Here is a 26276-nt window from a genome sequence, read left to right as displayed (position 1 = left end):
CGCGGGTGCATGCTACTAGAATGTCTCGGGAGTGACGAAGACGATCTCGACGCGTGCATTGCGCGCCCGATCGCTGCCGGCAGGATCAACGACGGGCGAGGCCGCGCCCGCGAGGACGACGTCGACGCGCGGCGCGTTCGCCCCTTTGAGCGCCGCCGCGACGGCATCGGCGCGCGCCTTCACGGCCGCCTGCTCCTTCCCCGAGGGCTCCTTGTCCTGATGCACGACGACCGCGAGCGGGAAGCGCGGGTTTTGCGCGGCGAGCTTGCCGAGCCGCGTGATCTGCTCGGTCGCGGCGGGCGTGAGCTTGTCGCCGGCGAAGAGGTTGCGCAGCGTGATCACGATGCCGCGATCATCGCGTGAAGGCGAAAACGCCCGCGTGGAGGAGATCTCGCCGAGGAGCGCGTCCCCCGCGCCGGGCGCGCGCGTGACCGGGGTCATGGCGCGGCGCATGTCTGTGAGCGCGGAGAGGCAAGTCGAGCGGGCGCGCGTGGCGAGATCGATCGGCGCAGGGCCCGCCTGTGCGAGCGACTCATCGAGCTTCTTCGCGATGAGCTGGGCTTCGTCGAGCTCGGCGACGAGCGCCTCGCGGGTCGGCGCGCCGACGGGCGCGGGCACGTCCGCCTTCGGTGCCGGCACCTCGGGCAAGAGCAGGCGCGCCGCCGTGCAGAGCATGCGGGCTTCGAGGGCGAGCGATCGCGCCGCGGCGACGCGGGCCTTCTCGCGCGCCGCATCCGCGGGGCCGGACGGCGCGACGGGCTGCGCGTCGCGGGCGACCTTGATGCGGGCTTCGAGCGCCGCGACCTCGGCGGACGCGCGGGTCTGTTCACCATCGAGCGACGAGAGCTCGGCTTGACGCGAGGCAAGCTCGGCCTCGGCACTCTTCGCGTCGGTCTCCGCGCGCGCGACGCGAGCGAGCGTGTGGGCGTGTGCATACGCGGCGAGCGCCCACTCGGCGTGGAGTTGCGCGCCCGCGACGTCGCCGGCCTCATACGCAGCGTGCGCTTCTTTCCGGTGTTTTTCGGCGCGTGCATACGCGAGCGGCGCGAGGTCACGCGCCTCCTTCGCCGCCGCGCCCTGCTGCACGGCATCGACCTCCGAGAGGATCGGCGGGCGCGGCACCGGAGCGCACGCCGAGGCGAGCGCGACGAGCGCCACGAGGAGCATTCGCTTCATCACTTCCCCTTCCCCTTGTTGGGGACCGCGGCCGCGCCGCCGCCGGCCTTCTTCGGGGCCTTGGCGTCGTCCTTCTTGGCCGGTTTGTCCTTGCCCTTGCCCGCGGCGATGCGCGCGTCCTCGGCCTTCGCGGCGGCCTCGCGGGCCTCTTTCTCCTCGGCCGTCGCGCGCTCGAGCTCGGCGTCGGCGCGGCCTCGTCGGGCCTGCGTCTCTTCGAGGAGAGCGCGCGCGCGCTCGGCCTGCGTCGAGGCCTCCTTCGCCTTGTCGGCAATGGCCGCGGCCGACTGCTCGGCCTCCGCCGCGCGGAGCAAATCCCTCGCCGTCTCCGCCCATTCGAGCGCGAGCCCGTCGAGGAGCCGCGCGTGCGGGGCGTCCCCCGAAGCGCGCGCGCCGTGCGCCCGTTCGAGCGCCTTCTTCGAACGCGTGACCGCGTCTGCGACCGCCTTCTTCGAGCGCGGAGCCTGGGCCTTGGCTTCGACGTCGCGCAGGATCTGGAGCGCCGTCGCTCCGTCGCCCGGCGGCGGCGGCGGGACCTCGATCGGCGGGCTCGCCACGCCTCCGCCGTGCGCGAAGGCGGGCGCAGCGAGAAGCGCGGGCAAGAGGAACGCTACGCTGGCGAGCGACCTTGGCCGTGGGCGATGGAGCCTGTGGCCGGACGAGAGGAGGTGACGCACCAGACGCGGGGTAGCAAAGGGGCCGAGCGCAAGCAAGGCGGCTGTCCGCGCTCGGGGGCCCGTCAGTGATGGAGGAAATTCTTCACCGACCAATCGATCTGCTCGGCGAGCCTTTGCATCTGCGGCCGCGCACCGCCCGCTTCGAGGACGAAGACGCGATCGTCGGTCACGAAGATCGTGAGGTAGTAGAGGTACGGCTCGTCCCCTTCGTCGTGGCCGAAGCGGAGCTGCGTCCCCGTGAGGCCGGCGCGATCCTTGACCTCGCGCTTTTCGAGCAGCGCGTAGCCGCCCATGTCGCGCATGCGGTTCTCCAGGGCGCGCACCCAGAAGGCGCGCTCGCCCTTGGGATCGTTGTCGAACGCGCGGGCGCCGAGCACCACACCGTCGGCCGTCGTGGCGCGGTACTCCGCGCGGCCGTACCGATCTTCGAGCTCGACGAACCCGGGCGGCGTGGCCGGCTCGAAGGGACGGCAGGCCGAGACGACGAGCAGGGCGAACAGAGCGATGGACTCGAGTCGGAATCGCACGAAAAGCTCCGTTACAGGTTGAGCAGCCGGCCGAGGCCGAGCTCGTGGATCCAGGGCACGGGCAGGTTGAAGCGACGCTTGCCGAGCTCGGCCGAGCTCCGCGGCTGGAACGTCACGGTGATGGTCGAGAACGCCGCGCGATCGCGGAGGAACTTCATGCGCCCTTCGAGCCGGTCGATGGTCTCGGCCACGCGCTCGAGCTCCTTCTCGATCTGGATCGACTCCTCGACCTTCGTCGCCTTCGCGAGGAGCTGCTCGAGCCGCTCGCGCACGGCGCGCGCGTTCTTCAGGCGGATCTCGGTGTCGTGGTACTCCTCGGTCACGTCCTCGACCTGCACGTCGCGCGAGAGCATGTCGCCGAGCTTCTCGATGCGCCGGATCGCCTCGTCGAAGCGAGCGACCGGCACGCGGATCGTGATCGACTGATCGTTCCTCCGCGCGAGGAAGCCGCCGAGGCTCCGCGCGAGCGACTCGACCTCGCCGAGCGAGCTCTTCACCTCGTAGACGGCCATGGTCACGCGAGCCGTGTAGACGAGCATCGGCGCGCGCATGACGGCCACGGTGCCGTCGCCTTCGAGCTGCTTGCCGGTGGGCTCCGCGCGTGGCTTCGCTTCGCCTCCTACGGGCGACTCTTTCGCGGGCGCCTCGTCCTTCTTGCTGCCCGACGGCGGCGCCGGCGGGGGCGGGGGCGGCGCCGCGGGGGCCGCATTCGCTTCTTCTTTGCGCAGGCCCAGCGCGAGGCTGCCCGGCGTCGTGCTCGCGTACGAGATGCCATCCTCATCGCCGCCGCTCGCCGTGAGCGCGTCCCCCGCTCCCTCGACGGCGCCGGCGACCGTGATCTCCTCGGCCACACTCGCGTCGGCCATGGATCGCGAAGGCTCGTACGACCGCGCTTGCGCGCCCGCGTAACAAGCCGGGAGGAGCCCGAGGATCACGCTGGAGAGCGCGAGGAGCACGTTCGGTCGCATCGTTCGTCCTGGTCGCGGAAGCGCCTTGGAATGGCGATCAAGCACGTTACATGCGCCCGCGTCGCGAGCGAAGGGGCTCGTGCGCCTCAGGGGCCGCGCCGCGCCCCGCCCGCGAGCCTCCGTGCCCGATCGATCTCGCGCGTCCAGTACGACACGCCCGCCAAGGTCCCTGCGCACGCCGACGCGACGAGCGCGCCTTCCACGAGATCGGGCGCCGCGATCGCCGTGACCACCGCGACGAACTGCACGCAGGTCGCGAGCTTGCCAGGCACGTTCGAGCGCGCTCCCGCCCGCCGCGCGCCGCGGAACCTCGGACTTACGAGCACCCACGCGAGCAGCGGCGCCTCCAGGATCTCCCGCGAAAGCAAGGCCAGAGGCGCCCACGGGGGCATACGCCGCGTGTAGAGCAAGGTGATCACGACGGTCACCGCAAAGACCTTGTCCGCGATCGGATCCACGACCGCGCCGACCGCCGTGAGCTGACCCCGGCGCCGCGCGAGCCAGCCGTCGAGCACGTCCGTCAGCGCGGCCGCGAACAGCACGGCGAGCGCGGCCCGGGCGTCGTCGACGACGAACGGGAAGATCGCCGCGAGCGGAAGGCGCAACGCGCTGAGGACGTTCGGCAAGAGACCGAGATCCGCGACACGGTACTGCGGCATGAAGGCCCCCCCGGGTCGTTCAGTCCGCCCGCACGGTCACCACGGGGACCGGGCTCTTCCGCACGACCTTCTCCGCCACGCTGCCGAGGATCAGGTGTGCGACGCCGGTGCGCCCGTGCGTGCCCATGACGATCATCGTGGCGCCGAGCTCTTCCGCCGCCGCGAGCACCTCCGTCGCGGGATCGCCTTCGCGCAGCACCGCGACCACGCCTTCCTGCTTCGCGAGCTGCTCCACCGCGCGTTGCGCCGCCGCAGCCACCTCGGTGTGGAAGCCGGGCAAGAGCGTCGGTTCGAGGCCCGGGTACGTGTAGACCGGGAGCTGGTAGGCGTGCACCAGCACGACCTGGCCACCGAGGCGCGCGGCGAGATCCTTCGCCAGCGCGAGCGCCTTGGCCGAGGCGACTTCGAAGTCGATGGGGACCAGCAGTTTTTGGTTCGCTCCCGTCGTCATGAATGCTCCTTTTCTCCTGGGGAGCGCAGGTTGCAAGCTCACCCCGAGCCGCGCAACCAGGGAGATCTCGCCCCCGAGCGGCACCTCCTTGCTCGGTCGCCGGGGCCTGCCCGAGGGGCTTGCACGCGCCGAGCCAGGGCGGGCGCGCTGCTGCTTTCTCGCGGCGCGGGGAGCCCTCGCGGTACGCTCGTTCTCGCCGTGAAGAGCTCGAACCTCCGCGCCACCGTCACCGTGCACGCCTACGCCGTGACCGTCGTGGACGACTCCCAGCGGGCCGGAGCCCCCCCGCACGAGAGCCAAAGCCCTCCCTCGGTGGTCGTCATGCCGACCATCGACGACGTCGTGGGCGGCGTCTACCGGCTGAAGCGCCTGCTCGGCGCCGGCATGTTCGGCAAGGTCTACGTCGCCCAGCGCGAGGACGTCCCCGAGCACCAGGTCGCGCTGAAGATCCTGCCGCGCTCGCACTTCGCCGGGCGCAACGTCGAGCGTGAGCTCGTCATGCTGGCGACGGTCGGCCACCCGAACGTCGTCCAGATGAAGGACCACGGCACGACGCCCGAGTACGTGTGGCTCACGATGCCCGTCTACCGCGGCGAGACCCTCGCCGAGCGGCTCGAACGCGGACCGCTCGGGCTGCGCGAGGCGCACGACGTTTTTCTGGCGATCGCCCGCGGCCTCGAAGCGCTGCACGGGGCCGGCCTTCGGCATCAGGACATCAAGCCGGACAACATCTTCCTGGCCACGTTCGGCGGGCGCGTGCACCCGATCCTGCTCGACCTCGGCGTCGCGGCGGAGTGCGAGGGCACGTTCGTCGCGGGCACGGCGCTCTACGCCTCGCCCGAGCAGCTCGCCGCGATGAGGGGCAACCTCGCGGCTCTGCCCATCAGCGAGAAGATGGACACGTACTGCCTCGCCGCGACGCTGCTCGTCTCGCTCGTCGGCGAGGATCGCTACCCGGGCTCCACGGCGAACACGATGGACGATCTCGAACGGGCGCTCGAGGTCCGTGCGACGCATCCGCTGCCCGACGGCACGCTCGCCGAGGTGCGGGGCGAGGCGCGCGAGCTCATCGATCGGGCGCTCGCGCGGTGGCTCGCCCACGATCCACGGGAACGTCCGGCCATGAGCGAGCTCGCCGAGGAGCTCGACGTCCTGCTCGAACCGGAGCGCGAGATCGCCCGCGCCGAGGAACGACAGCGCCAGAAGCAACGCGCCTCGCTCCAGGCCTTCCGCGTCTCGGCGGGCGCGCTTTTGCTCCTCGCCGCCGCGGGCGCGGTCGTCGCCTTCTCCAAGCGCGAAACCTTGAAGCTCGCGACGGAGCTCGAACGCGCGCGGGCCGAGGGCGCGCGGCAGTTCGATCAGGTCGAGATCTGCAACGCCTCCTACAAGACGGCGATGACGGACGTCGACAAGTGCAAGGCGTCCGCGAGCAAGGACAAAAAACTCTTCGAGGAGCAGCTCGATGCGCAGATGAAGCTCTGCGAGTCGGGCAGCGAGCTCGACTGCGCCATCGAGATCAAGAAGGTCCGCGATCAGAGCGCCGCGCGTCTGCAGACGTGCGAGGAGACCGCCGAGAAGGCCGAGGCCGAGTGGAAGCGCCGCGAGGCCGAGTGGGACAAACAGCGCGTCGCCCTCGGAAACGAACGCGACGAGCAGCGCACCCTCGCCGAGAAGAAGGCTGAGGAGCTGAAGAAGCTCGGCGAGGAGCGCGATCGATGCGTCGCCGATCAGAAGGCGTGTAGCGACGAACGGGAGAAACTCCGCGCCGAGGTGAAGTCTTCCGGGGCCGGCGCGACGAGCCCCGCGAGCTCCGCCTCCGTCTCGCCTTCGCCGTCCCTCACGTCGATCGCCTCGGTGGGCCCGCCCCCTCCCCCTCCGCCGCCTCCAGCGCCTCCGCCGCCTCCACCGCCGCCGCCTGCGCCGCCCGCGCCGCCGGCCCCGTAGCTGCTTCCCTGCGGTCGATCCTCGTCGACGACCCTTGCTCCTCCCACTAGCTTCTCCACAGCGCGGCCCGCTTGTTCCTCCGGCGCGGCCTTGCTATCCGTAGGAAATCTTCCGATGCGTAACATTTCGCGCCGTGAGATGATCGAGCGTCTCGCCGCCGCGGGGCTCGTGCTCGGCGGGGCCGCGGCTCTCGCGAAGACGCGCTTCGATCGTGGCTCGATCACCGAGGGCCCCTCGAAGGATCGGCCGCAGACGCGGGATTATCGGCTCAAGGACGCGCCGGCGGAGCTGCCCAAGCTCGTCATCGCGAAGAACGAGGCCGAGCCCGAGGCGCTCGTGCGCAAGGCGATCGCCGCGCTCGGCGGCATGAACCGCTTCATCTCGCGTGGCGACATCGTCGTCGTGAAGCCGAACATCGGCTGGGATCGCACCCCGATCCACGCGGCGAACACGAACCCGCGTGTCGTCGCCGAGGTGGTCAAGCTCGCCTACGACGCGGGCGCCAAGCGCGTCGTGGTCACGGACGCCTCGTGCAACGAGCCGAACCGCTGTTTTCAGCGCTCGGGCATCTGGAAAGCGGCGTACGACGTCGGCGCCGAGGTCGTGCTCCCCGCGGCGCACCGCTTCCGCGGCATGCGGCTCAAGGGCGAGGTCCTCGACGAGTGGCCCGTCTACACGCCGCTCATCAACGCGGACAAGGTCATCAACATCCCCATCGCCAAGCACCACAACCTCTCGAAGTACACCGCGGCGATGAAGAACTGGTACGGCTCGCTCGGCGGACGCAGAAACCGACTGCACCAGAACATCGACGTCTCCATCGCGGATCTCGCGACGTTCATGCAGCCAACGCTCACCATCGTCGACGCCTGGCGCGTGCTCGTGCGCAACGGCCCGCAGGGCGGCAACATCGCCGACGCCAAGGAGATGCGCACGCTGCTCGCCTCGACGGATCAGGTCGCCGCCGACGCGTACGGCTGCCAGCTCATCGGCCGTTCGCCCGAGGAGATCCCGTACCTGCGCATGGGCCACGAACGCGGGCTCGGCACGATGCACTGGAAAGACCTGCGCTGGGTGGAGGTCTGACGATGGCCGCTCCCGCTGTCGTCGGAACGGCCAAGGCTCCGCCCGCGAAGCCCGCCAAGGTGAAAGGGCGCGCCGGCTCGGGCATCGAGGCGCGTTTGTCGATCCGCATCCTCGTCTGGGTGCGTCGCGTCTCGCAGGCCGGCTTCCTCGCGCTGTTTCTTTATTTCCTCTTCCAGACCGCGTTCCGCGGCTCGTTTGCGTCCGCCGAAACCGCGGTCCGCCTGCCCCTGCCCGTCGAGGCGTTTCTCCTCGCCGACCCGTTCGTCGCGGCGATGACGCTGCTCTCGACGCACACGGTCTACCGCGGGCTCGCCTGGTCCGTGGGGCTCCTCGGCGTGACGCTCGTCTTCGGCCGCGTCTTTTGCGGATGGATCTGCCCGTTCGGCACGCTCCACCATTTCTTCGGCTGGATCTTCCCCTCCCGTTATTTGCGCGGCAACAAGCGCGTCGAATCGAACAAGACCGCGCCGCGCCAGCAGGTGAAGTATTACCTGCTCTACGCCTTCCTCGCGGCGAGCGTCGCGGGCAGCGCGATCGGCGGCCTTTTCGATCCGATCTGCGTCGCGGTCCGCGCGATTGGCCTCGGCGTCGTCCCGGCCCTCCAATACATCACGGGCGTCGCCAGCATGGCCACGGGCCAGACCGGCGTGCGCCCCGTGCAGGCCGCCGCCGACAGCGCCCAGGATTTCCTGGCGCAGACCGTCTGGCAATCGAAGCAGTTCTATTTCCACCAGACCTGGTTCATCGGGATCCTGCTCGTCGCGATCCTGTTCATGAACCGCGTGATCCCGCGGTTCTGGTGCCGCGTCCTCTGCCCGCTCGGCGCGTTCCTCGGCGTTTTCGCCCGCTTCGCGCTCTTCGGCATGGAGAAGGACCACGCCAAGTGCACCGATTGCAATCTGTGCCTCGTGCATTGCCAGGGCGCGGATTCGCCGCAGGGAGGCGTGAAGTGGCGCCAGGACGAGTGCCACATGTGCCTCAATTGCGAGAATGCCTGCCCGGAGGACGTGATCAAGTTCCGCTTCCTCCCGACCCGCAAGAGCACGATCTCGAAGCCGGACACGGGCCGCCGCACCGCCATTGCTTCGGCCGCCGCGGGCGCCGTGGTCATCCCGGCGATGCGTATCGCCGACGTCATCGACGCGAACTACGATCACCGCGTCATCCGGCCGCCGGGGTCGGTCGAGGAGCGCGAGTTCCTCGAGCGCTGCATCCGTTGCGCCGAATGCATGAAGGTCTGCCCGAACAACGCCCTGCACCCCGCGTTCTTCGAGGCCGGCGTCGAGGGCATCTGGACCCCGATCCTCATTCCGCGCATCGGCTATTGCGAGCACTCCTGCGTCCTCTGCGGCCAGGTTTGTCCCACCGGTGCAATCCAGAAGATCACCGAGGACCAGAAGCTCGGCATCGGCCAGAAGGCCATCTCGATCGGCACCGCGTTCTATGATCAGGGCCGCTGCCTGCCCTGGGCCATGGCCACGCCGTGCATCGTTTGTGAAGAGTTCTGCCCCACCTCGCCCAAGGCCATCTGGGTCGAGGAGGTCGACATCCCGAAGCGCCTGCCCATGGCGGGCGAGGACGGCAAGGAGCCCGGGATGACCACCGTGCACGTGCAGCGCCCGCACGTCGACCCCTCGCTCTGCATCGGCTGCGGGGCCTGCGAAAAAGTCTGCCCCGTTCAGGACAAGCCCGCCGTCTACGTGACGAACGTCGGCGAGACCCGCTCGAAGACGAACGTCATCCTGCTCGAAGACACGAACTACAACCGACCCGGCTGAAGCGCGTTCCCCCGCGCCCGCCGAGCCGCCGTCCCCGGCAGGGGACGCGAGCGACCAAACCTTCGACAAGCTCGTTCGACCGCGTCGTTCTCGAACGATTCTGCTTGTGTTAGGTTCATGGTTCGTTCAGCAAACTAGCGGCGCTCACGTGAGCAAGTGGAGGGGAACAACGTGGCCAGCGTGGATGGGCAAAGCCTTCGGGCCGCACGCCATGGATGGCTCTGCCGCTCGTGATTGGACCCGCGAATCCGTGGCGGAGCCCTTCGAGCGCCTGTACACGGCGGCGCTCCGCGCGCTCGATGCCAACGTTCTCTTGCTTTACCTGCCGAACGCGAGGCGCGTGCTCGAGCTCGTCGCCCATCGTGGCGGCCCGCCGGAATGGCCCCATCCGCTCCACCGCATCGCCCTGGGCACGTCGAGCCTCGTCGCTCGGGTCGCCCAGGGCGGTACGACCGAGGGCGCCGACGCCGAGGCCCCCTCGGCTCCCGAGGACGTCCGCATGGCCCACGCCGCGAGCGGGGCGCGTCATTTCATTGCCGCGCCCGTCGCCCTCCCCGGCGGACGCGCCGGCACACTCGTGGCGGGTTTGTCAGGACCGAACAGCCCGAAGACCCGCGGCGCGCTCGAAGCCATGGCCATCCTCGCGGCGAGCGTCCTCGAAGAAAAGCTCGCGCGAAGCGAGGCCGAAGCGAATGCCGAGGCCTGGCAGAATGCGTTTCAGAACTTCTTCGACGCCACGTTCGACAGCATCCTCGTGGCGAACGACGACGGCCGGTTCGTCGAAGCGAACCCTGCGGCCTGCAGCCTGCTCGGCCGGAGCCGCGAGGAGATCCTGGGCCTCACGATCCACGAATTCACGCCGGCCCACGGCACCGCGCGTTTCGAGGAGCTCTGGCGCAGGTTCTTGGTCGACGGCATCCTGAGCGGCGAGTTCACGTTCGTCCGGGGCGACGGCAGCACGATCGACGTCGAGTACCGCGCGCGGGCGAACGTGGTCCCCGGCTGCCACGTCGCAGGCTTTCACGACGTGACGGCGCGCAACCGCGCCGTGGAGCAGCTCCGCCGCAACCACGAGAGCCTGGCGCGCGCGCAGCGGGTCGCGCGTGTCGGCAGCCTCGACTGGAACATCAAGCAGAACCAGGTCGTCTGGTCGGACGAGTATTACCGCCTGCTCGGGCTCGAGCCCTCCCCTTCCCCTTCCCCGCGCACGCTCGCGGACGCGAACGCGATCTTCGCGGCGCGAATGAGCCCCGAGGAGCAAGCGCGCCTGCGCGCGGCCTACGAGGCGGCGCTCGAGACCGGCGGGAGCTTGTCGGTCGACATCCGCATCCGCCGCCCGGACGGCGAGGAGCGGCTCCTCCATCAGGAGGCCGACATCGAGCGCGACGCCGCGGGCAAGACGGCGCGGGTCGTCGGCACGCTCCAGGACGTGACCGAGCAGCGCCGCGCCGAGCAGGAGCTCCGGAGGAGCCGCGAGAGCCTCGCGCGGGCGCAACGCATGGCGCACGTCGGCCACTGGGAGTGGGACGCGGAGGCGGGCGTGTCGTACTGGTCCGAGGAGGTCTACCGCATCTTCGGACTGCCGCCGCGCGCGGGCCCCGAGCCGCCGCAGAGGCTCGCGAGCGTGCTCCTCCCCGAGGACCGGATGCGGATCCTCCTCGGCTTCCGCTCGCTCATCGAGGACGGCGAGCGCTTCGCGTGCGAGCACCGGGTCATCCGACCGAACGGCGACCTCCGGATCGTCCGGGTGGAGGCCGAGCTCACGCGGGACGAGGCGGGCGAACCGCACAGCGTGCTCGGCGTCGTGCAGGACATCACGGAGCTGCGCCGGGCAGAGCGCGAGCGCGAGGCGCTGCTCAAGGCCCTCGGGGACGAGCGCCGCTGGCTCCGGGCCGTCATCGAAAGCTCGCCGATCGGCATCCAGCTCTGGGAGGGCGTGACGTCGCCGCGGGTCACGCGCAACCGCATGGCGGACCAGATCCTCGGTGATCTCGTCGACGCCACGCCGAACCTCGACAACCTGCGGAAGCTCGTCACGCGCCCGGACGGCACGCCGATCGAGCCCGGCGATCTGACCGTCGAGCGCGCGATGCAGGGCGAGGTGATCATCGGCCGCGAGCTCATCCTGAAGCGGCCCGACGGAACCTGCATGCACTCGCTGGTCAACGCCTCGCCCGTGCGTGACGAGACCGGCGCGATCCAGGGGGCGGTGGTCCTCTTCAGCGACATCACGGCGATGAAGGAGCTCGCGCGCCTGCGCGAGGAGTGGACGAGCATCGTCGCGCACGATCTGCGGCAGCCCATCACCACGATCCTCGCGACCGCGGCGCTCCTCGTCCGCTGCGTCGCCGAGCCTTCCGTGAAGCTCAAGGTCGAGCGAATTCGGTCGAGCGCCGAGCGGCTCATCCGCATGACCGACGATCTCTCGGACCTGTCGCGCCTCGACACGCACAAGCTCGAGCTCGTCTGCGCCCCGACGAACCTGCCGGCCCTGCTCCGGCAGATCGTCGAGGACATGGCCGACGAAGAGGCGCGCGCGCGCGTCTGGCTCTCGATCGATCGGGACGTGCCGCTCGTGCACGTCGACGCGGGGCGCATCCAGCAGGTGGTGGAGAACCTGGTCTCGAACGCGGTGAAGTACGGCAAGCCCGGGACGCCGATCGCGATCCGGGTCCGGGTGCAGCCGGCAGAGATCGTGCTCAGCGTGTGCAACGAGGGGCCGGGGATCGATCCCGAGCTCATGCCGCGGCTCTTCTCGCGTTTTCAGCGGGGGATGGCGAGTACGTCCCGGATCAAGGGGCTCGGGCTCGGCCTCTACATCTGCCGCGGCCTCGTCGAGGCGCACGGCGGCGTCCTGCGGGTCGAGAGCGAGCCTGGCCAGACGACGACGTTCTCGTTCACGCTGCCGATCGGCGCGTGATCGTTACTGGGCGCGGAAGCCCTCGGCGGGGCGGAGGCGGGCGGCGTAGAGGCTCGGCACGATGGTGGCGACGAGGCAGATCACGATGGCGATGGCGCCCGTGATGATGAACTCGAGCGGCCGCACTTGAACGGGGAGCTCCGAGATGAAGTAGACCTTCGGATCCAGCGGGAAGCCGTAGACGAGCAGGCCCTTGCAGACGGCCACGCCGAGCAAGAGCCCGAACGTCGTACCGAGCAGGCCGATGATCCCGCCCTGGTAGAGGAAGATCCGCAGGATCTCCCCGTCCGTCGCGCCCATCGCCTTGAGGACCGAGATCTCCTTCGTCTTGTCGAGCACGACCATGATCAGCGTGGCCACGACGGTGAACGCGGCGACGACGATGATCAGCGCGAGCACGCCGCTCATGAGGATCTGCTGGATGAGCAGGGCCGTGAACAGGCCGTGGTTCAGCTCCTCCCAGTCCATCGTGTGGTAGAGGCCGCTGGCGAGGTTGTGGCTGATCTGCTTGGCGATCGGCTTGGCCTGGTCGATGTCGTCGACCTTCATCTCCACGCCGGTGACGGTGTCGCCCTGATCGTAGAAGGCCTGCGCCTCGTAGAGGTCGGTGTAGACGAGCTTCGAGTCGTACTGATCGAAACCGGCCTCGAACTGCGCGATGACGCGGAAGCGCTTGGCCACGGGCGGCTTCAGCGACCCGCCCGAGTACGAGTAGCCGATCGTCGGCGAGGTGACCGTGACGCAGTCGCCGAGCTCGAGCTTCAAGGTGTTCGAGAGCGACATGCCGACGACGATGCCGGGCAGCTTCGCGACCTCGACCGGATCGGCGCAGAGGTCGGGATCGACCTCCTTGGGCACGTCGTCATCGTCCGGCAGCTTGCTCGCGTAGCCGCCCTCGGGCTCGACCGAGCCCACGGGCGCGTCGGCGGCGAGCTTGTCGTCCGCGGCCGCGACCTTCTCGTCGGCCGGTTTGTCCGCGCCGGGTTTGTCGTCCTTGGGTTTGTCCGCGCCGCCGAGCTTGCCGGCCTCGATCGCGAGGATCTCCTCGATGCCCCCGCCGCTCGGCTCGAGCTTCTCCTTGTCGGGCGCGGGTGCCTTCTCGGCCTTGCGCAGATCCTCCTCGATCGCGCGGAGTAGCCCCTGCGTGCCCGAGCCGCCGTCCGCGCCCGCGTCCTGATCGAGCGGCCGTTTGTCCGGCAGAATGGGCACGGGCGGCAGGTCGGGCCCGCTGCTCCGACGCTCGGGCGGCTTCGCGCCGGGCAGGCGCAGGCCGTTGAGGGACCCGAACTTCACCTGCTTCGGCAAGTCCAGGACGAACGGCGATCCCTCCGGCATGCCCACGCCGAGGCTCGACGCGGGATCGACGCCCTTGAGCAGTACGCCCGTGGCGGTTGCGTCGCCGTGGGTCAGCATCATCGGGTTGATGCTGAACGGCGCCACCGCGCGCACGCCGGGGACCTTGGCAACCTGCTCCATGATCGAGCGGTACTCCCGGAAATCCGTGGAGTACTTCAGCACGAGCACGTGGGCGTTCACGCCGAGGACCTTCTCGCGGAACTGCGCCTGGAAGCCGCCCGTCACGCTCATGACGGTGGCGAGCGCAGCCACGCCGAGCGTGACGCCCAGGATCGCGAAGGCCGTGCCGACCGAAATGAACGCGCGCTTCTTGCTCCCCAGGTATCGGAGCGCAACCTCGAGAGGGTAGCCCATCTGGCGGAGCCTCTAGCAGAACGGGCGCGGTGCAGCACGTGGGAGCTTCGGGGCGGACACGGGAGCGCGTCGGGGCGATGGTGAGGGCGCTTCGGGGGACACCTGAACATCGTCCCTGAAAGCCAATCCAGCCTGGACCGGACAGACGTCCTCCACGCTCTTCTCGTGCTCGCCGCGTCCTGCTACGATGGCCCCTAGCTTCCTGATCTATCTGCGATCTCCTGCATGTCTCCTCCGGACAACGAGCCCCCTGCCTTGCCCAAGCCGCCTGCGGTTCCCAAAGTCGCAGCGGGGAGCTCGCCCCAACCTGGGGGCGGGAAGCCCGCTGCTGCGCCCACGCCCGCCGCTGGGACGAAGCCGCCGCCTCCGGTGCCGCCGATCCCCGCGGGATCGGCGCGTCCTGCAGCGCCCGGCATCCCGCGCCCGGCGACGCTGCCGTCGTTGAAGAAGCCGTCGGCTGCGCCGCCCGCGCCGCCCGCGCCGCCTGCGGCCGCGACGAACCCTGCGAATGTGCCGCCTCCGGCCAAGGCCAGCGTGCCGCCGCCGGCGATGCCGAAGTCGCCTTCGATCCCTGCGCCGCCGCCGGTGATCCAGATCGAAGAGGAAACGCTCGATGCGGATCTCGCGATGCTCGCGAGGTCGCAGATCGAGATCGACACCGGCGCGCGTCGGAGCCGCATTTCGGTGCCCGACGGCGAAGCCCCGCGCAAAAGGCTCAGCTCGAACCCGGACGAACCGCAGCCGAACTCGCGCCGCTCGTTCGAGGATCTCTTGCCCGCGTCGCGCCGCGGCGAGCAGGACCCCGACATCCCGCCGCCCGCGCACGTCGACGCGGAGCGCCCGCCGGGCTCGAAGGATCCGTACATCGGCACGACCTTCGATCACCGCTACAAGATCGAAAAATTGCTCGGTGAAGGCGGCATGGGATTCGTCTACCTCGCCCGCCACAAGGTCATCGACAAGAAGGTCGCGGTGAAGGTTCTGCGCTCCGACATGGCGCGCGACCGCGAGATCCTCGAGCGCTTCCTGCAGGAGGCGCGCGCCGCGTCGAGCATCGGCAACCCGCACATCATCGACATCTCCGACTTTGGGGATCTGCCGGACGGCTCGACGTACTTCGTGATGGAGTTCCTCGACGGCAAGAGCCTGATCCAGCTCAACGAGGACAAGGCCAAGCGCCTCGAGCCCGATCTCATCGCGAAGATCGCGATCCAGATGGCGAACGGCCTCGCGGCAGCACACGAGCGCGGCATCATCCACCGCGATCTCAAGCCCGAGAACATCTTCATCATCCAGCGCGGGATCGACAAAGAGTTCGTCAAGATCCTCGACTTCGGCATCGCGAAGGTCGCGACGAGCGGCGACAACAAGCTCACGCGCGCGGGCGCGGTGTTCGGCACGCCGCACTACATGTCGCCCGAGCAGGCCGCGGGCGCGCCGCTCGATCACCGCACCGACATCTACTCGCTCGGGATCATGCTCTACGAGATGGTGAGCGGTCAGCTCCCGTTCGTCGCAGACAACTTCATGGGCATCCTGAGCCAGCACATGTACCAGCCGCCCACGCCGCTGGCGAAGCTCGGCCTCGATCCCCCGTGCCCGGCCGATCTCGAGGCGATCATCTTCAAGTGCCTCTCGAAGGTGCCCGACGATCGGTACCCCGACATGGCCGCGCTCGCCCACGATCTGCAGCGCTTCCAGCAGGGCCACGTGCCCGAGGCCGTCGCGGAGATGGCCTCGCGGCCCGATGGGCTCTCGGCCTCCGTGCCCGACGGGGTCGCGGAAAAAACCAAGAAATCGCCCTGGCTCCGGTTCGTCGCGGTCGGCGCGGCGGTCATGGGCGCGACGCTCGGCACAGTGCTCATCCTGCTCAGCGGTCCGGCGCAGAAGACCGATCCCGGCGCGGTCACGGCGCAATCCGCCACAGCGCCGCCCGCGCCCACGGCCACGAGCGCCGCGAAGAAGATCGTGCTCGTCGACGTGGATCCGCGCGACGCGAACGCATCGACGACCTACGGGGGCAAGCTGCTCACGTTCCCCGCGAACTTCGAGGTCGAGCCGGGCAAACCCGTGTCCTTCGAGGTGAAGGCCAAGGGCTACGATTCGCAGACGATCACGCTCGACGGCTCGCAGGACAAGCAGACCGTCAAGCTCGCCGCGACCGCAGGGACGACACCGGCCACAACCGACGCCGGGACCGCGCGCCCGCTGACCACGAAGGCCGGCGCGCACGTAGGCGGCCCGCTGCCCACGAGCAAGAAGGGCAGCAGCTCCGGGGGCAACAGCGGCGGCGACGTCGTGGACCCCTACCACGGCGGCACCAACAAGCCGTGACGGGTATCGCCGCGCCCGAAGCGTGGTAAAGCCGAGCGCCGTGGAAGGCGTCGCTCACCTCATCGAGAAGGTCCCCGAAGACGTGCTCGGGATCTGCCGCCGCCTGCGCGACAACGGCAAGCGGGGCTGGATCGTAGGCGGCTGCGTGCGGGATCTCCTGCGCGGCGAGCCCGCGAAGGACTGGGACGTCGCGACCGACGCGCGGCCGGAGGAGGTCATGCGGATGTTCCGCAAGGTCATCCCCACGGGCCTGCAGCACGGCACGGTCACGGTGCTCCTGCGCGGCGTGCACTACGAGGTGACGACGCTGCGTGGAGAAGGCGCGTACAGCGACGGACGAAGGCCCGACTCGGTGGAGTTCGTCGACGACATCAGCGCGGATCTCGCGCGGCGCGACTTCACGGTGAACGCGATCGCCCTCGATCCCGTGGACGGCCACCTGATCGATCCGTTCGGCGGCAAGCGTGATCTCGACGCCCGCGTGGTGCGCGCGGTGGGCGAGCCGCGCGAACGCTTCGGCGAGGACGGGCTCCGGATCCTGCGGGCCGCGCGCTTCTCGGCGACGCTCGAGTTCACGATCGATCCCGACACCGAGCGCGCGATGGGCGAGCCGCGATCGCTCGTGACCTTCCGCCGGGTGAGCGCCGAGCGGGTGCGCGACGAGTGGCTGAAGAGCATGCGCGCGCGGAAGCCGAGCGTGGCGTTCGAGGCCATGCGCCGCACCGGCGTCCTCGAGATCACGTGCCCCGAGCTCCTCGAAGGCGTCGGGTGCGTGCAGAACAAGTGGCACGCGTTCGACGTCTGGGGCCACGTGATGGCCTGCCTCGACGCGAGCGAGCCGATGCCACTCCTCCGCGTGGCGGCGCTCCTGCACGACGTGGCCAAGCCGCGCACGCGCGCGTTCTCCGAGAAGACCGAGGACTACACGTTCTACGATCACGAGAAGATCGGCGCGGAGATGGCGACCGAGATCCTCGGCCGGCTGCGCTTCTCGAACGAGGAGCGCGATCGGATCGCCGCGCTCGTTCGGCATCACCTCATCTGTTACGACGAGGGCTGGACCGACGGGGCCGTGCGGCGCTGGATCCGGCGCGTCACGCCGGATCTCGCGCCGGATCTGTACGCGCTCGCGCTCTCGGACGTGCGCGGCAAGGGGCGCGACGTGACGGACGAGGTGCAGGCGATCGAGCGGCTGCGGGTGCGCGCGACGAGCCTGCTCGCGGCGGGCGCGGCGCTCGGGACCAAGGATCTGAAGATCCGGGGCAACGAGCTCATGCGGGAGCTCGGCATCCCGCCGGGGCCCGTCGTGGGGGAGATCCTCGCGGCGCTCGTGGAGCTCGTGACCGACGATCCGGCCGAGAACGAGCGCGACCGGCTGCTCGCGGCGTCGCTACGGCTCTACGACGAGCGACGGAAGAGCGAGCCCTGAGGCGCGAGAAAACGCGTCGACGCGCGGCGCCCGATTGGGTAGACGGCCGAGCCGTGACGCGCACTTCCCTCCCCGATCCGGGCCCGCGAACGATGCAGACGACCCACGAGCCCTCCGGGGAAAACCTCCCGACGCTGCCGGATCGCGGAGGGATCGGTGACGAGGAAAGGCGCCTCGGCGAGGCGTTCCGGACCCGGTACGCCTCCGAGTTCCGCGAGCTCGTCGTCCGCCGCGAGGTGAAAAACCCCGCGGTCACGCTCGTCGTGGTTTCGTACCGCGCCGGCGACTACCTGCTCGATTGCTTGCGCCATCTCCGCGGACAAACTGTGGCGCTCGATCTGCCGTACGAGATCCTCGTCGCGGACAGCGGCGGGCTCGAACCTTTGCGGAGCCGGTACGGCAACCTCGTCGACGTCGAGCTCCGGCTGCGCGACGGGCTGCCGCTCAACGTGGCGCGGAACGCGGCGATGGGCTGGGCGCGCGGCGAGCTCGTGGCCTACATCGACGACGACGGGCTCGTGGTGCCCGACTGGCTCGAGTACGGCGTGAACCTCTTCCGCGACGAGACCATCGGCGCGGCGCGTGGCCGCATCGTCCCGCACAAGCACCCCTGGTACAACGTCTGGGCCGGGCACTACGACCGCGGCGACGAGCTCTGGGACGAGGACAACGTCTCGACCGAGGGCAACATGCTCATCCGCCGCGCGGTCTACCTCGCGATCGACGGCTTCCGCGACGATCTTTACGGCGGCGAAGGACTTTACCTCGCCTACCGCATGAAGCGCGCGTTCCCCGCGCTGCGCTCGGTCTACGCGCCCGGCATGATCATGCGGCACGACTACTGCCGCTCGGCGCGGGAGTTCGTCTGGAAGTCGCGCAGGTACAAGGACGTCCGCAAGAACATCACGGGCATCGAGCCTGAGTTCGACGCGTACATGGCGGTCTTCGACGCGCGGAAGAAGCCCGTCAAGAAACGCACGCCGACCGAGGAGGTCGTCCTCGCCGGCATGCGCGCGGCGCAGTCCGTCATCGCGCGGATGCCGATCTTCGACCGCGTGAAGCGGCGCTGACGCGGGTCACGTCACGCGGACGATCGCGGATTCTTCCGCGCGGAGCTCGCCTTCGAGCTCCACGACCGTGAGCAGGCCGAGCACGATCCGCAGGATGCGCGCCTTGTGCGAGCGCGCGTGGAGGAGCAGCAGCGGCGAGCGGAGGGCCGTCCGCGCGCGGGACGAGGCCGGCTGCGGGACGCCGAGCACGACCGCGGCGACGTCGAGGAAGGCGCGGAGGCGCGCCGGCACGACGAGAGGTTCGAGCACGGAGGTCGCGTCTTCGAGGCGCTCGCGGATCACACGCCACTGCCCCACGAGCGCGGGCTCTTGCCAGCCCGAGCCCAGGATCGGACGCGCGTGCCGCACGGGCTCGGTCGTGATCGCCGCGCGCGGGTTCGTGCTTCGCGCGACCATGTCGGCCTTCCACGAGGCGTTCGCGAAGGGGAACTCGACGAGCTCGGGCCAGAGGCGCGACATGAGCTCGAAGTGCACGCGGTCGCTCGTGCGATCCGCGAGCGGGAGGCCGCCGAACGCGCGCTGGATCGCGGGGTGGTAGAGCAGGTTCAGGACGAGCGCGGTGATGCCGTCGCCGAGGCGCGCCTGCCCGATCCAGCGCGGGACGTACTGCCGCGCGTAGTAGGTCTCGTGCAGGTGCTCGGGCGCCGTGCCGCGATCGAGCTCGCCCTTCATCCAGCGGGCCGTACGCGTGATCTGCGGCGAGAGCGCCTCGGGGCGGAGGACGCCGCCGAGGTTCGGCGAGGTGAACCAGAAGCGCGCGGCGGCCTCGGGATCGGCCGACGCCGCGCCGCGGCTGCGGTAGAGCTCGCCGAAGAGGCCGTGCAGGCCGAGGCGCGAGTGATACGTGACGGCGCCGGTCATGTCCCACGCGTTGAGCGCGCCCTCGGTGAGCGCGACGTGGCGGCGCATGTCTTCGAGGATGCGCGTGCGTGGCGGCGGATTGATGCGTTCGAGGTTCAGTCCGAACCGATCGGCGATACGGCGCGCCGCGAGATGATCGGCGTGCTCGGGCGGGACGCTGATGTAGAGGTTCGCGCGCTTCTCGAGGCCCGCGCTCTTCAAGGCCGAGAGGACGAGCCGGCTATCTTTGCCTCCGGTCAGCGCGGCGAGGAGGGGTTTGTTCGTGCCCGCGAGCCACGCGAAGTTCGAGCGCAACTGATCGGCGAGCGAGTCCCAATCGGGCGAGGCGCCCGTGATCGCGGGCTCGCTGCCGCCGAGCGCGCGGATCTCGGCGGGGCCTGCGTCGCGGGGCAGGACGACGGCCGCGTGGCCGTCGACGAGGCGCACGCCGCGGACGGCGGTGCCTTCGGTGCAGACGAGGTAGCCGGGTGAGATGAGCCCGCCGAGGGCCTCGAAATCGGGCGCGGGACGCGGGCCGAGCGCCTTCATGAGCTCCCAGAGCAGGCGCGCGCGGTTCGAGACCGCGGTGAACCCTGGCTGCTCCGTCACGTACACGTGCTCGGTGCCGACGGGATCCGAGGCCGCGACGAGCCCCTCGTCCGTGAGCTTGCACATCGACCACTCGCCGTGAAAGAGGCGACGAAGGGCCAGGGCGTCCGGCGCGCGCAGCACCTCCGCGGCGCCGAGGAGGCGGCGATCGTCGGCCACGCCGTAGCCCGTGATCACCGCGGCGCCGCTCGGATCCTCGTGCCAGCGGGGCTCGGGCCAGAGGCCCTCGTCGCGGAGGAAGACCCAGAGCTTGATGCCGGCGCGCGACGCGGAGAAGCGCGCGTCAGGCAGGAAAGGCAAGGCGCGATCGAGGCGCGCTTCGAGGCCCTCGGGCAGGCTTTGGGGGTTCTTCGGGCGGAGGGCGAGGTAACACGAGGACATCGACGCGCCGGGGCCTGTATACCCGATCCCGAGGCTCGCGCTTGCGCGGAGGCGGGCTCGTGTGACAAGGGGTTCGGGTGTTCGTCGACGAGTCGGAGTGGATCCGCGACGTGCTCGCAGGGACCGAGCTCCCCAAGGGCGCGACGGTGCTCGACATCGGGTCCTCCACCCTCCACTTCCGCACCGTCGTGCAGCCGCACCTCGATCGGAACGTGTTCGCGCCGCTTCGCGCGCGCGGCCTTCAAGTCCTGCACCTCGACGCGCGGCCCGAGCCGGGCGTCGACATCGTCGCCGACGTGACGAACTTGAAGGGCGTGGATCGCACGTTCGATCTCGTGCTCTGCACGAACCTCCTCGAGCACGTGACCGATCGCGAGGCGACGCTCCGGCACGTGGCGCGGGTCGTCGCGCCCGGCGGGCTGCTCGTGCTCACGGTGCCGCGGCGGTATCCGATTCACCGGGATCCGATCGACACGGGGTATCGGCCGACGGCGGCGGAGCTCGCGGCGCTGCTCGGCTGGCCCGAGGTGCTGCGGCAGGAGGTCCTCACGATCCGCGCGCCCGAGCACTACCAGGGATGGAAGCGCGCGCTGCGGCGGATCTTCTCGCCGTGGCAGATCGCTTGTGTGCTCGCGCGAAAGCCCGCGTGACGCGCTAGCGCGGCGCCCACGCCCGCTCGGAGAGCACGAGGCTCGCGAGTAGCGAGATCTGCGGCATACCGCGGCGCGAACCGGCCTCGACGCCCGAGAGGAGCCGCGCGACGGAGGCCCGGTCGAAGCAGCCGAAGCGCTCGACGCCGGTCCGCGGGTCGAGCAGCAGATCGCACAGGAACGTGCGAAGACGCGCCGATTTGCGGAACACGGCGTCGTGATCGAAAAACGCCTTGGCGGGCGGATACGGCGGCTTGCGGAGGCGGCGGAGGAGCGTCTCCATCACGCCGCCGCGCGGAACCGGCCAGCCGATGCGCTGCCAGGGGATGGCGGCCATGCGCGGAAACCCCTGCCAGAAGAACGGGGCCTGGAGTGCGGCGTCGAGGCGCGCCTCGGGGGCGACGGCGAGCAGCCGATCGATGAAGCTCGGCGCGAAGAACGGGAAGACCGAACGCGCCACGCTGCGCCAGAGCAAGGGGCCGTTCACCGTGAAGCGCCGGATGCGATGCCGCAGGATCCAGAAGTCGGACCAGCGGGGATCGTCGAGTGGCTCGGTTTCGAGGCTCTTCGTGAGGGAGGCGCGGGCGAGATCGAGCATCTCGCCCCGGGCCTCGGGCACGAGCAGCTCTTGCCAGGGAGCGCGTTCGAGGCGCGCGCGGGAAGCCCAGAGCAGCCGATGACGCGCCTCGGGGCTCCGCGCGGTGAGGTGCTCGCGGCGGAGGAAGCTGCCGCCGAGCACGACGTCACCCGCGAAGCCGTCGAGCCGCAGGTGTCCCTCGGGGAACGAGCCCGTGAGGCTGATGCCGTAGGAATGCAGGATGTCGAGCTGCCCGTCGGTCAACAAGGACGCGCGGGCCGCGTGGTCGACGAGCCAGTCGTCGTCGAGGCCAAGCGCGCGCCAAGGGACACCGAGGGTGCGGCAGACCTCTTCGGCGATGTCGATGTCGGGTGTGCGCTCGCCGGTGCGAGCAAAGGTGAACGCCTCCACGGAAGCGCCCGTCTCGACCGCGGTCGCGACGAGGAGCCGCGAGTCGAGGCCGCCGCTCAAGGGAACGAGGAGGGGCTGATCACCGCGCGTGGCGAGCGCGTCTGCGACGCCCTCGCGCCAGAGCGGGAGGAGCGCGGAGATGGCCGCGGCCGGGGACGCACGACGATCGAGCGGAAGCTCGGTGTAACGGAAGCGGCGCGGGAACGAGGCGCCCGTGGGGCCGATCTCGAGGGCCGCGCCTTGCGGGACGGCCGTGACCTCGCGGCGCAAGGTGCGCTCCCCGAGGAGGTGATCGAAGGCGAGCAGCTCGGCGAGGGCGTGGGGATCCAGCGCGGAGCGCGGCGCGAGCTGGCCGAGACGCGCCGCGGACGTGGAGAACACGACACACGCGCCCACGGTGCGGACGTAGACGAGCGCGAAGCCGTGGCGGTCGGTCTCGACGACGGCCACGCGCCGCGCGGGATCCCAGCGGCAGAGAAGCCACGGCGGGACGAGGCGCGCGGGGGAGGTTTTTCGATCGTCGCCGCCGAACCCGATCGCGTGTGCCGCGGCGCCGGATGCGTCGGGGCACACGATGCGCTCGCCGTTGTGCTGCGGGAAAACCGCAGCGCGGAGCGGTCCTTCGTGCAGCGAGGAGGCGGCCGTCCCGAGATCCTGGGTGAGCTCGCGAAAGAGCGCGGCGCCCTCGCGCTCGGCCTCCACGGGTGCGTACACGCCGACGAGCGTGGGCATCAGTGCGCCTCCTTCGTGACCACTTCCTCGACGGGCGCCTCGGTCTTCTCCGCGGCCTTCGCGGGCGCCTTCTTGTCGCGGCGGAAGTACCCGAGGAACGCGCGCACCTCGGCCGTGATGGGCGGGTGGATCACGCGGAGCGTCGCGACGTACACGAGCAGCATGATCAGCGTGAGCCCCACGAGCCGCGCGACGTCCCCGACGACGCCCGCGGGCAAGAGCGCGGCGAGCTCGAACCGCGCGAGCGCACCGGCCGCGGTCGCGACCGCGACGGCCACGGTCGGCACGACGAGCACGCCGAGCAGCCGCGAGAGCTTCATCTCGATGTAGCGACACGCGAGCCACTCGGTGAAAAGTGTGCCGGGCACGCAGAGGATCGAGATGCTCACCGCGACGCCGAACGCCCCCCAGCGCACGCCGATGGAGAGCGCCGTCGTCAGCCCGATCAGCCACGCGATGTTCCAGTAAAGCTCCACCGCGGGTTTGCCGCGGGACTTGAAGATGATGCCCACGAGCGTGCCCACGGCCTTGAGCGCGCCCGCGACGCTCAACGCGCGCAGCGGCCCCACGGCCGGCAGCCACCTCGGGCCGTAGAGCAAAATCACGAGCTCGGGCGCGACGACCGCGACCCACGCGAGGATCGGAAAGCTCACGATCGCCACGGCGCGCGAGATCTTGAGGTACGTCTCGCGCATCTCGTCGAGCTTGTCCTGGATCGTCGCGAACGCCGGGAACATCACCTGGCTGAAGAGCGAGGCGATGCGCGTGAGCGGGAAGGTCATCGTCTCGTACGCGAACGTGTACGTACCGAGCGCCGCGGTCCCGAGCCGCTTGCCGACGATCATGTAGTCCATGTTCGCCGAGAGGTAGTTGATGGCGCTCGCCCCCGCGACGTAGGCGCTGAACGAGAAGAGCTCGCGCGCGTGCGTCCACGTGGCGCGAAAGCGCGGGCGGAACGAGCTCGACAGCGTGTACGCGACGACCGCGACGAGGTGGCTCGCGAGCGGGCCGATCACGAGCGACCAGTACCCGACTCCGAGCGCCGCGAGCGCGAGCGTGACAGCACTCGCCGCGACGTTGCGCCCGGCCTCGATGGCGGCGACGCGCCCGAAGCGCAGGTCACGGCGAAGGAGCGCGGCGTGCGTGGAGGCGAAGGGGCCGACGAGGAGCGGGAGCGCGGAGACCGCGACCAGCGAGACGACGCGCGGCTCGCCGTAGAAGGCCGCGAGGGCTGGGGCCGCGGCGACGCTCGCGAGGAAGAGGACGGCGCCCATCGAGGCGCTCATCCAGAACGCCGCGTCGCGGTGGCCGTCCGTGAGCTCCTTGCGCTGGATCGTCGCGGCCGTGAGGCCCATGTCGCTCAGCGCGCCGAGGAAGCCGAGCAGCACCGTGCAGAGCCCGACGAGGCCGAAGTCCTCGGGCACGAGAAGCCGCGCCAGGACGAGCGTACGCACCCAGCCGAGGGCCGTGGCGAAGGTCTGGCTCGCCCCGAGCGCGACCCCGCCTCGCGCCGCGCTTCGTAGGAGGCTCATCCGGCGGCGCGGCGGCCTTCACGCGCGAAGAAGTCGCGGTACCAGGCGGTCGTGCGATCGAGGCCGGCGACAAGGCCGTAACGAGGCCGGATGCCGAGCACGCGCCGGGCCTTCTCGGCGTCGAGGTACTGGTGCGCGATCTCGTGCGTCGCCTGCCCGCGCACGTCGGGCTCGAGGCTCGAACCCATGCGCTCGAGAATCGCGCGCGTCATCTCGAGCACCGTGAGCTGGTTGCCCGCGGAGATGTTGAAGGCCTCGCCGTGGATCGCGGGGTCCTCCATCGCGCGGGCGAGATCGAGGTACGCGTCGACCGCGTCCTCGACGTAGAGGTAGTCGCGGATGAGCGTGCCGTCGCTGCGGATGACGGGCCTGCGGCCGGCGAGGATGTCGCGGATGACGCCGGGCACGATGCGGTTCCAGTTGAGATCCCCGCCGCCGTAGAGGTTCGCGCAGCGGGTGATGGTGATCGGCAGGCGGTAGGTGACCCAGTACGTCCGGGCGATGAGGTCCGCGCACGACTTCGAGACGTCGTACGGGTGCTCGCCCCGGAGCGCCATCGACTCGGTGTACGGCAAGGTGTCGTGCGATCCGTACGCCTTGTCGCTCGACGCGAGCAGCACGCGGCGCACCTTCGGCGACCTTCGCGCCGCCTCGAAGACGTTCCAGGCGCCGGCGATGTTGCTCTCGAACGTGCTCACCGGGTTCGCGTTCGCGATGCCCACGATGGTCTGCGCGGCGAGGTGGAAGACCGAGTCGATCTCGTGCTCGCCCATCACGCGTTCGAGCAGCTCGCGGTCGCGGATGTCGCCGCTCACGAGCGTCATGCCCTCGGCGATTGTCGTGCCCTTCGCGCCCTTCACGAAGAGCCGCGACGTCGGGACGAAATCCCGCACGAGGCCCACGACGTTCGCGCCGAGCGACACGAGCCGCTCGCTGAGCCACGATCCGAGTAGCCCCGTCGCGCCCGTGACGAGGATGTTTCGCTCGCGGAAGAACGCGCGATCGGCCTCCTCGTCCCTCACCACACCTTCCACGGCGCGCCTCCTGTCCACAGGCTCCGGAGCATCTCCAGATCACGCATCGTGTCCATGCACTGCCAGAAGCCGCGGTGCTCGTAGACCATGAGCTCGCCGTCCTTCGCCAGCCGCGCGAGAGGCTTTCCTTCGAGCACGCAGCCGTCGTCGTCCTCGAGGTAGTCGAAGAAGCGCCGGCTGAAGACGAAGAAGCCGCCGTTGATGCAGCCGTCGTGCATCAGGGGTTTTTCGTTGAACTCGACGACGCGCGAGCCGTCACGGAGGAGCTCGCCGAAGCGCGACTGCGGGAAAACGCCGGTCACCGTGCCGACGCGGCCGTGCTCGCGGTGGAACGCGAGGAGGCGTCCGATGTCCACGTTCGACACGCCGTCGCCGTACGTCACGCAGAACGTGTCGGTGTCGACGTACTTCTCGATGCGCTTGATGCGCGCGCCGGTCATCGCGCGCTGGCCGGTCTCGGCGAGCGTCACACGGAAGTCTTCTTCCTCCGCGGCCGGCGACTCGTGCAGCGTGATCGCCCCGCCCTTTCCGAGATCGAGGGTAAAATCGCGGCTCATGGCGCGGTAGTCGAGGAAGTACTGCTTGATGACCTCGCCCCGGTAGCCGAGGCACACGATGAAGTCGCGCAGCCCGTGGTGCGCGTAGCCCTTCATGATGTGCCAGAGGATCGGACGATCACCGACGGTGATCATCGGCTTCGGCCGGAACTCGGTCTCCTCTCGGAGACGCATCCCCTGGCCACCCGCGAGGATGACGACCTTTTCACGCGACACGGGCAAAAGCG

The 26276-nt window shown here is 70.0% G+C and carries 20 protein-coding genes; 8 read left to right on the top strand and 12 right to left on the bottom strand.

Translation table 11 applies throughout. The features are described 5' to 3' along the window. Positions 1-15: 15 nt before the first annotated feature. The 6 genes from KEG57_RS28035 to KEG57_RS28010 all read right to left on the bottom strand — a co-directional run bounded on the left by KEG57_RS28035 (position 16) and on the right by KEG57_RS28010 (position 4455). The gene (locus KEG57_RS28035; protein WP_272422949.1) at positions 16-1176 is read right to left on the bottom strand and encodes a hypothetical protein; all 1161 of its coding nucleotides are present in this window, start codon (positions 1174-1176) and stop codon (positions 16-18) included. After that, on the bottom strand, positions 1176-1775 hold the full coding sequence (locus tag KEG57_RS28030) for a hypothetical protein (protein ID WP_272422948.1): 600 nt from the start codon (positions 1773-1775) through the stop codon (positions 1176-1178). Before KEG57_RS28030 ends, KEG57_RS28035 begins: the two co-directional genes overlap by 1 nt. A gap of 137 nt (positions 1776-1912) precedes the next feature. After that, positions 1913-2377: a serine/threonine protein kinase gene (locus tag KEG57_RS28025; RefSeq protein ID WP_272422947.1), complete on the bottom strand. Its 465-nt coding sequence runs from the start codon at positions 2375-2377 to the stop codon at positions 1913-1915. Positions 2378-2388: 11 nt separating this feature from the next. Then, positions 2389-3345 carry a DUF4349 domain-containing protein gene (locus KEG57_RS28020; RefSeq protein WP_272422946.1) on the bottom strand — a complete coding sequence of 319 codons (957 nt, stop codon included), beginning with the start codon at positions 3343-3345 and terminating at the stop codon, positions 2389-2391. A gap of 86 nt (positions 3346-3431) precedes the next feature. After that, entirely contained in the window at positions 3432-4004 is a 573-nt protein-coding gene (locus KEG57_RS28015) for a CDP-alcohol phosphatidyltransferase family protein (protein ID WP_272422945.1), read from the bottom strand. A gap of 19 nt (positions 4005-4023) precedes the next feature. Beyond that, positions 4024-4455, bottom strand: coding sequence for a universal stress protein (locus tag KEG57_RS28010; protein WP_272422944.1), 432 nt, complete (start codon positions 4453-4455; stop codon positions 4024-4026). Positions 4456-4653: 198 nt separating this feature from the next. Here KEG57_RS28010 and KEG57_RS28005 point away from each other — a divergent pair, with 198 nt between their 5' ends. The 4 genes from KEG57_RS28005 to KEG57_RS27990 all read left to right on the top strand — a co-directional run bounded on the left by KEG57_RS28005 (position 4654) and on the right by KEG57_RS27990 (position 12183). Next, complete coding sequence (locus KEG57_RS28005; protein WP_272422943.1) at positions 4654-6399, top strand: serine/threonine protein kinase; 1746 nt, start codon at positions 4654-4656, stop codon at positions 6397-6399. A gap of 114 nt (positions 6400-6513) precedes the next feature. Beyond that, positions 6514-7485 (top strand): DUF362 domain-containing protein, encoded by a 972-nt coding sequence (locus tag KEG57_RS28000; protein ID WP_272422942.1) that lies wholly within the window; start codon positions 6514-6516, stop codon positions 7483-7485. A gap of 2 nt (positions 7486-7487) precedes the next feature. Further along, positions 7488-9263 (top strand): 4Fe-4S binding protein, encoded by a 1776-nt coding sequence (locus KEG57_RS27995; protein WP_272422941.1) that lies wholly within the window; start codon positions 7488-7490, stop codon positions 9261-9263. A gap of 184 nt (positions 9264-9447) precedes the next feature. Further along, positions 9448-12183: a PAS domain-containing sensor histidine kinase gene (locus KEG57_RS27990; RefSeq protein WP_272458945.1), complete on the top strand. Its 2736-nt coding sequence runs from the start codon at positions 9448-9450 to the stop codon at positions 12181-12183. 3 nt (positions 12184-12186) lie between these two features. Here the strand turns inward: KEG57_RS27990 and KEG57_RS27985 are convergent, their stop codons facing one another. Continuing rightward, positions 12187-13893 (bottom strand): ABC transporter permease, encoded by a 1707-nt coding sequence (locus tag KEG57_RS27985; RefSeq protein WP_272422939.1) that lies wholly within the window; start codon positions 13891-13893, stop codon positions 12187-12189. Between the two features lie 225 nt (positions 13894-14118). Here KEG57_RS27985 and KEG57_RS27980 point away from each other — a divergent pair, with 225 nt between their 5' ends. The 3 genes from KEG57_RS27980 to KEG57_RS27970 are packed head-to-tail and all read left to right on the top strand — an operon-like array spanning position 14119 to position 18726. Beyond that, entirely contained in the window at positions 14119-16227 is a 2109-nt protein-coding gene (locus KEG57_RS27980; protein WP_272458944.1) for a serine/threonine-protein kinase, read from the top strand. Between the two features lie 40 nt (positions 16228-16267). Continuing rightward, positions 16268-17656, top strand: a complete 1389-nt coding sequence (locus KEG57_RS27975; protein ID WP_272458943.1) for a CCA tRNA nucleotidyltransferase — start codon at positions 16268-16270, stop codon at positions 17654-17656. Between the two features lie 53 nt (positions 17657-17709). Beyond that, a complete protein-coding gene (locus KEG57_RS27970; RefSeq protein WP_272458942.1) occupies positions 17710-18726 on the top strand; it encodes a glycosyltransferase family 2 protein in 1017 nt (338 codons plus the stop codon). Positions 18727-18732: 6 nt separating this feature from the next. On the opposite strand, the gene KEG57_RS27965 is transcribed toward KEG57_RS27970, so the two are convergent. Beyond that, positions 18733-20556: a hypothetical protein gene (locus KEG57_RS27965; protein WP_272458941.1), complete on the bottom strand. Its 1824-nt coding sequence runs from the start codon at positions 20554-20556 to the stop codon at positions 18733-18735. A gap of 77 nt (positions 20557-20633) precedes the next feature. On the opposite strand from KEG57_RS27965, the gene KEG57_RS27960 reads away from it, so the two are divergent. After that, positions 20634-21206, top strand: a complete 573-nt coding sequence (locus KEG57_RS27960; protein WP_272458940.1) for a class I SAM-dependent methyltransferase — start codon at positions 20634-20636, stop codon at positions 21204-21206. Between the two features lie 4 nt (positions 21207-21210). Here KEG57_RS27960 and KEG57_RS27955 read toward each other — a convergent pair whose 3' ends face one another. The 4 genes from KEG57_RS27955 to rfbF are packed head-to-tail and all read right to left on the bottom strand — an operon-like array spanning position 21211 to position 26265. Continuing rightward, positions 21211-22926 carry an asparagine synthase-related protein gene (locus KEG57_RS27955; protein ID WP_272422933.1) on the bottom strand — a complete coding sequence of 572 codons (1716 nt, stop codon included), beginning with the start codon at positions 22924-22926 and terminating at the stop codon, positions 21211-21213. Continuing rightward, a complete protein-coding gene (locus KEG57_RS27950; RefSeq protein ID WP_272422932.1) occupies positions 22926-24458 on the bottom strand; it encodes a lipopolysaccharide biosynthesis protein in 1533 nt (510 codons plus the stop codon). Before KEG57_RS27950 ends, KEG57_RS27955 begins: the two co-directional genes overlap by 1 nt. Beyond that, entirely contained in the window at positions 24455-25492 is a 1038-nt protein-coding gene (locus tag KEG57_RS27945; RefSeq protein ID WP_272422931.1) for a GDP-mannose 4,6-dehydratase, read from the bottom strand. The genes KEG57_RS27950 and KEG57_RS27945 overlap by 4 nt, the downstream gene beginning before the upstream one ends. Then, positions 25477-26265 carry a glucose-1-phosphate cytidylyltransferase gene (rfbF, locus tag KEG57_RS27940; RefSeq protein ID WP_272422930.1) on the bottom strand — a complete coding sequence of 263 codons (789 nt, stop codon included), beginning with the start codon at positions 26263-26265 and terminating at the stop codon, positions 25477-25479. Before rfbF ends, KEG57_RS27945 begins: the two co-directional genes overlap by 16 nt. Positions 26266-26276: the final 11 nt, after the last annotated feature.

The sequence above is a fragment of the Polyangium jinanense genome (genome assembly GCF_028435365.1).
Note: the sequence above shows the minus strand (reverse complement) of the source record. Positions and strands in the feature narration are given on the sequence as shown.

Excerpts from the sequence above, each read along its gene's own strand:
- KEG57_RS28035 (WP_272422949.1), bottom strand. The coding sequence starts at position 1,176 with ATGAAGCGAATGCTCCTCGTGGCGCTCGTCGCGCTCGCCTCGGCGTGC.
- KEG57_RS28020 (WP_272422946.1), bottom strand. The coding sequence starts at position 3,345 with ATGCGACCGAACGTGCTCCTCGCGCTCTCCAGCGTGATCCTCGGGCTC.
- KEG57_RS28015 (WP_272422945.1), bottom strand. The coding sequence starts at position 4,004 with ATGCCGCAGTACCGTGTCGCGGATCTCGGTCTCTTGCCGAACGTCCTC.
- KEG57_RS28010 (WP_272422944.1), bottom strand. The coding sequence starts at position 4,455 with ATGACGACGGGAGCGAACCAAAAACTGCTGGTCCCCATCGACTTCGAA.
- KEG57_RS28000 (WP_272422942.1), top strand. The coding sequence starts at position 6,514 with ATGCGTAACATTTCGCGCCGTGAGATGATCGAGCGTCTCGCCGCCGCG.
- KEG57_RS27995 (WP_272422941.1), top strand. The coding sequence starts at position 7,488 with ATGGCCGCTCCCGCTGTCGTCGGAACGGCCAAGGCTCCGCCCGCGAAG.
- KEG57_RS27990 (WP_272458945.1), top strand. The coding sequence starts at position 9,448 with ATGGGCAAAGCCTTCGGGCCGCACGCCATGGATGGCTCTGCCGCTCGT.
- KEG57_RS27985 (WP_272422939.1), bottom strand. The coding sequence starts at position 13,893 with ATGGGCTACCCTCTCGAGGTTGCGCTCCGATACCTGGGGAGCAAGAAG.
- KEG57_RS27980 (WP_272458944.1), top strand. The coding sequence starts at position 14,119 with ATGTCTCCTCCGGACAACGAGCCCCCTGCCTTGCCCAAGCCGCCTGCG.
- KEG57_RS27965 (WP_272458941.1), bottom strand. The coding sequence starts at position 20,556 with ATGTCCTCGTGTTACCTCGCCCTCCGCCCGAAGAACCCCCAAAGCCTG.
- KEG57_RS27955 (WP_272422933.1), bottom strand. The coding sequence starts at position 22,926 with ATGCCCACGCTCGTCGGCGTGTACGCACCCGTGGAGGCCGAGCGCGAG.
- KEG57_RS27950 (WP_272422932.1), bottom strand. The coding sequence starts at position 24,458 with ATGAGCCTCCTACGAAGCGCGGCGCGAGGCGGGGTCGCGCTCGGGGCG.